We start from the raw sequence: 5,530 nt of genomic DNA, 5'->3' as shown, positions 1-5,530 counted from the left end.
GTCATGCACTCCGGATCCCGGGGCCGCGCCCTTGCCACGCCTTCCCCGCATCCAGGAGCGAGTCATGACCATCACCAAGCCCGCGGCCCGGGTGGCCGACGCGGCTCCCCGAGGCGCCGACGCCCCGGCCACCGCCCGAGCGAGTCTGGGCACGGGCCACATCCTCTTCGTCATCGTCGCCGCCGCGGCCCCCCTGTCCGCGCTGATCGGCACCGTGCCGCTGTCCTTCGCCTTCGGCAACGGGGCCGGAGTACCGGCCGCGTTCGCCATCGCCGGGATCATCCTGCTGTGCTTCTCCGTCGGGTACACCGTCAGCGCCCAGCGCACCGGCGGCAACGGCGGCTTCTACGCGACCGTCGCCGACGGACTCGGCCGGGTGCCCGCCGTGGGCGGGGGCTACCTCGCCCTGTTCGCCTACAACTGCGCGACCATCGGCATCGCCGGCGCCCTCGGCTACTTCAGCCAGCTGGTGTTCGCCGCCCACGGCATCCACGTCTCCTGGGTCCTGTGCGCGGCCGTGGGCGTGGCCCTCACCGCATTCTTCGGCTACCGGGACATCACCGTCAGCGCCCGGCTGCTCGCCCTGCTCATGGTGGGCGAGATCGGCGTACTCGTCGTCCTGGACGCCGCGATCCTCTGGCGGCACGGCGTCCACGCCCTGCCCGCCGCCTCGTTCTCCCCGTCCACGGTGAGCGGGCACGGGATCGGCGTGTCGCTGATGTTCGCCTTCGTCTCGTTCATCGGCTTCGAGTCCGCCGCGCTGTACGGGGGCGAGGCCCGCAACCCGCGGCGCAGCATCCCGCGCGCCATGTACGGGGCGGTCCTGCTCATCACCGGCTTCTACGCCCTGACCAGCTGGCTCGCCGTGGGCGCGGTCGGCAGCAGCCACGTACGCGAGCAGGCCCTCAGCCAGATGGGCAACCTCTTCTTCGGCCTCGGCGACAGCTACCTGGGCTCGGCGGGCGGCACCGTCCTGCAAGTCATGCTCTGCACCAGCATGTTCGCCGCCCTGCTCGCCCTGCACAGCGCCACCAACCGCTACACGAAGGCCCTGGCCGCGGACCGGCTGGTGCCCGTACGGCTCGACGCGCTGCACCGCCGGTACGGCTCCCCGCACCGGGCCAGCGTCGTACAGACGGCCCTGAACGTCGTCGCCGTCGCCGTCGCCGCCGCTGCGGGACTCGACCCGTACGCGGACTTCGCCTCCGTCGCGCTGGGCCTCGGCACCCTCGGCATCGTCGTCCTGCAGGCGCTGGCCGCGCTCTCCGTGGTCACGCTGCGCCGCAAGGGCACGGTGCGCGTGGGGTGGCGGGGGACGGTCGCCTCGCTGCTCGCGCTCGTCGGGCTGGGCGGCAGTGTGTGGCTGATCGTGCGCAACTTCGACCTGATCACGGGCAGCAAGTCGTCCTTCGTCGGCGAACTGCCGCTGCTGCTGCCCGTGGTGTTCCTCGTCGGCCTCGCCTACGCCTGGCGGACCGGCCGGGGGCTTCCCTCCGACTCCTTCGACCGCTGACCGGCTGCCCCACACACCGGCCGGCCACTGACTGCTGACCGGCTGCCCCCGCCGGCCCGCCGCTGACCGCGGACTGACCGGCAGCTGGCAGACCGTCCGCTGCGCCCCCCACGACCTGCGCATTCGAGCCGGATTCAAGCGGATCTCGATCGACTCCGGACAGAGTTGGCCGCGTACCCGGCTCACGAGGCCAGGTGGCCGCACCCCCGCTCGACCCGGAGCGGACGCGGAACGGGCCGATCGGCTGCTGCACGTTCCCCTCCCAGGAACGCGCAGCAGCCGATTTTTTTGTGGCACCCGCCCCGCTCCGCCTTTGCTGCGCCTGCCCGCTCGCGCCTTGTCCCGCACGGCTGTTGCCGGTTTACCGCAGTAAACCGGCAACAGCCCGAACCGCGATCCGGTTTACCGCGGTAAACCGCGAACAGCCCGAACCGCGGCCCGGTTTACCGCGGTAAACCGCGAACAGCCCAGCCACGAGCGGCGCCCGACCCGGCCGCGGCCGAAAGGCGAGCCCGTCTTGAGCGCATCTCGAGCCGCTTGAGACACCGTGGCCCGATCGAGTGCTCGGCGCCCGGGACAGCGACGTCCAACGAAGGGACGAACCGGTGAACGACGATCCGCAGAACCTCACCCAGCCGATCCGCCACATCCACGCCTACGCCCACACGTACTCCCCCACGTACGCCCACGTCCGCGCCCATGGCCGTCCATCGGCCTCCGTGGGCGCCCCTCCGCTGCGGCTTCCCGGGGCCGACGACGACGCGGCCGTCGCCGCCGATCCGCACATCGTGCGGGGCATCGACTGAGCCGGCGCTCCCGTACCGACACTTCCCGTACCGACACAGGCCCGTGAGCTTCAGGAGACTTCGAGTGGGACTCCACGCACTCCGGCCATGGTCTGTAGAAGGACCGTAGCGGTCCCCCCACGGCCTGCTAGGAGGCTCGCGTGACAACGCCCGATGAACGTACGACGTCCCTGGCGGTCGCACCCCGCTCCCGGACCGCTGCAGCCGGCGAGGACCCGCGATGACACCGGATGCCGATACCGTTCAACTGCTCACCCCGGAAGGGGAGTTGGTCTCCCATCCGGAGTACCACGCCGAGGTCTCGGCGGACGGGCTGCGTGAGCTCTACCGCGACATGGCATGGAGCCGCCGGATGGACGGCGAAGGTGTGACCCTGCAGCGCCAGGGGGAGCTGGGCCTGTGGCCGTCGCTGCTCGGCCAGGAGGCCGCGCAGATCGGCGCCGGCCGGGCCCTGCGGGACGACGACTACGTCTTCCCCAGCTACCGCGACCACGCGATCGCCCTGTGCCGCGACGTCGACCCGCTGCACCTCCTGCGGATGTTCCGCGGCGTCAGCAACGGCGGCTGGGACCCGGCCGAGAAGAACTTCCACCTCTACACGCTGGTCATCGGCTCGCAGACGCTGCACGCGACCGGCTACGCGATGGGCACCGCCAAGGACGGTGCCGAGGGCGCCGTCCTGACCTGCTTCGGCGACGGCGCGACCAGCCAGGGCGATGTGAGCGAGGCGTTCAACTTCGCTGCGGTCTACAACGCCCCGGTGGTCTTCTTCTGCCAGAACAACCAGTGGGCGATCTCCGAGGGCAACGAACGGCAGACCCGGGTGCCGCTGTACCAGCGCGCCCGCGGCTTCGGCTTCCCCGGCATCCGGGTGGACGGCAACGACGTACTCGCCTGCCTCGCCGTCACCAAGCAGGCGCTGGAGCGGGCGCGTGCGGGCGAGGGCCCGACCCTGATCGAGGCGTTCACGTACCGCATGGGCGCCCACACCACATCCGACGACCCGATCCGCTACCGGGACAGCGAGGAGCTCGAACACTGGCGCGCGAAGGACCCGCTGGCCCGCGTCAGGGCGCTGCTGGAGTCCAGGGGCTGGGCCGACGACGCGTTCTTCGCCGACGTCGACACCCGGTGCGAGGAGCGTGCGAGCCGACTGCGCACGGACCTGCGGGAGACCGCCGAACCTCCCCCCGGGAACATCTTCGCCCACGTCTACGCGGACGGCCATGCGCTGGTGGACGAGGAGCGGGCGGACTTCGCGGCGTATCAGGCGTCCTTCACGGACCGGGAGGCCAAGTAGCCATGACCGTAACGACGTTGCCCCTCGCGAAGGCGCTCAACGAGTCGCTGCGCAAGGCGATGGAGGACGACCCCAAGGTCCTGCTCATGGGCGAGGACATCGGCAGGCTCGGCGGTGTCTTCCGGGTCACGGACGGGCTGCACAAGGACTTCGGTGAGGGCCGGGTCATCGACACCCCGCTCGCCGAGTCCGGGATCGTGGGTACGGCGATCGGGTTGGCTCTGCGGGGCTATCGCCCGGTGGTGGAGATCCAGTTCGACGGTTTCGTCTTCCCGGCGTACGACCAGATCGTCACGCAGCTGGCGAAGATGCACGCCCGTGCGCTCGGCAAGATCAAGCTCCCGGTCGTGATCCGTATTCCGTACGGCGGTGGCATCGGTGCGGTCGAGCACCACTCCGAGTCGCCCGAGGCGCTCTTCGCGCACGTGGCGGGCCTGAAGGTCGTCTCGCCGTCCAACCCCTCGGACGCCTACTGGATGATGCGGCAGGCCATCGCGAGCGACGACCCGGTCATCTTCCTCGAACCGAAGCGGCGGTACTGGGACAAGGGCGAGGTCGACACCGGGACCGCCCCGGCCTCCCTGCACGCCGCGCAGGTCGCCCGTGAGGGATCGGACCTGACGCTCGCCGCGTACGGCCCGATGGTCAAGGTCTGCCTGGACGCGGCGGCAGCGGCGGCCGAGGAGGGCAGGTCGCTGGAGGTACTGGATCTGCGCTCGGTGTCTCCCCTGGACTTCGACGCGGTGCAGACCTCCGTGCAGAAGACGCGACGGCTCGTGATCGTGCACGAGGCGCCGGTGTTCTTCGGATCGGGCGCGGAGATCGCCGCCCGGATCACCGAGCGGTGCTTCTACCACCTGGAGGCACCGGTGCTGCGGGTCGGCGGGTACCACTCGCCGTATCCACCGGCCCGGCTCGAACAGGAATACCTGCCGGGCCTGGACCGGGTACTCGATGCCGTCGACCGCTCGTTGGCGTACTGAGGAGAGCTGAGCCATGGTTCGCGAGTTCAAGATGCCCGATGTGGGCGAGGGCTTGGCTGAGGCGGAGATTCTCAAGTGGTACGTCGCACCGGGTGACACGGTGACGGACGGCCAGGTCGTGTGCGAGGTCGAGACCGCGAAGGCGGCGGTCGAGCTGCCCATTCCCTTCACCGGCACGGTCGGGGAGCTGTTCTTCCCCGAGGGCACGACCGTCGCGGTGGGCACCCCGATCATCACGGTGGCTACCGCGGGGGAGACCACACGTCCCCTCGCCGCCGTCCCGGAGCAGGCCGACGAGGCGCCGCCGCAGGGACGTCAGCCGGTGCTCGTCGGGTACGGCGTCGCCGAGTCCTCCACCACGCGGCGGGCCCGCAAGGGGACCCCGGTGTCCGTGGTGGGTGGGATCAACGGAGGCGTCGTACGTCCGCTGGCGAAGCCGCCGGTCCGCAAGCTGGCCAAGGACCTCGGAGTCGATCTGGCGACGGTGAGGCCGTCGGGTCCGGACGGGATCGTCACCCGCGAGGACGTACACGCGGCCTGCGCTCCGGAGCAGGAGGCGAATGCGGTGGTGGCCCCCGCGCCCCTCGTGTCCTCCGACATCCCGGATACGGGCCTCTCCGATGCGCGGGAGACCCGTATCGCGGTCAGGGGCGTTCGGAAGGTGACGGCGCAGGCGATGGTGGACAGTGCGTTCACGGCGCCGCATGTGACGGAGTTCGTGACGCTCGATGTGACGCGGACGATGAAGCTGGTCGCGGAGCTGAAGCTGGACCGGGAGTTCGAGGGGCTGCGGGTGAATCCGCTGCTGTTGATCGCGAAGGCGGTGCTGGTCGCGGTCCGGCGTAACCCTGCGGTGAACTCGGCCTGGGACGAGGCGAACCAGGAGATCGTGCGGAAGCACTATGTGAACCTGGGGATCGCGGCGGCG

5 protein-coding genes are annotated in these 5,530 nt (G+C 70.7%); all 5 read left to right on the top strand.

Going from position 1 to position 5,530, the window contains the following annotated elements:
* The first annotated feature begins 64 nt into the window (after positions 1-64).
* Positions 65-1,513 (top strand): APC family permease, encoded by a 1,449-nt coding sequence (locus NBY69_RS34370; protein ID WP_250306072.1) that lies wholly within the window; start codon positions 65-67, stop codon positions 1,511-1,513.
* A gap of 605 nt (positions 1,514-2,118) precedes the next feature.
* Complete coding sequence (locus tag NBY69_RS34365; RefSeq protein WP_250306071.1) at positions 2,119-2,319, top strand: hypothetical protein; 201 nt, start codon at positions 2,119-2,121, stop codon at positions 2,317-2,319.
* A 220-nt stretch (positions 2,320-2,539) separates the two neighbouring features.
* Positions 2,540-3,619 (top strand): pyruvate dehydrogenase (acetyl-transferring) E1 component subunit alpha, encoded by a 1,080-nt coding sequence (gene pdhA, locus NBY69_RS34360; RefSeq protein WP_250306069.1) that lies wholly within the window; start codon positions 2,540-2,542, stop codon positions 3,617-3,619.
* Positions 3,620-3,621: 2 nt separating this feature from the next.
* On the top strand, positions 3,622-4,602 hold the full coding sequence (locus tag NBY69_RS34355) for an alpha-ketoacid dehydrogenase subunit beta (RefSeq protein ID WP_250306068.1): 981 nt from the start codon (positions 3,622-3,624) through the stop codon (positions 4,600-4,602).
* A 13-nt stretch (positions 4,603-4,615) separates the two neighbouring features.
* The coding region (locus NBY69_RS34350) for a dihydrolipoamide acetyltransferase family protein (RefSeq protein ID WP_250306067.1) at positions 4,616-5,530 on the top strand (915 nt) is incomplete at its 3' end.

It is taken from the genome of Streptomyces sp. A 4/2 (assembly GCF_940670765.1).
In the GTDB taxonomy this organism is placed as follows: Bacteria; Actinomycetota; Actinomycetes; order Streptomycetales; family Streptomycetaceae; genus Streptomyces.
This window is presented reverse-complemented; position numbering and strand designations above follow the sequence as displayed.

Excerpts from the sequence above, each read along its gene's own strand:
- NBY69_RS34355 (WP_250306068.1), top strand. The coding sequence starts at position 3,622 with ATGACCGTAACGACGTTGCCCCTCGCGAAGGCGCTCAACGAGTCGCTG.
- NBY69_RS34370 (WP_250306072.1), top strand. The coding sequence starts at position 65 with ATGACCATCACCAAGCCCGCGGCCCGGGTGGCCGACGCGGCTCCCCGA.
- pdhA (WP_250306069.1), top strand. The coding sequence starts at position 2,540 with ATGACACCGGATGCCGATACCGTTCAACTGCTCACCCCGGAAGGGGAG.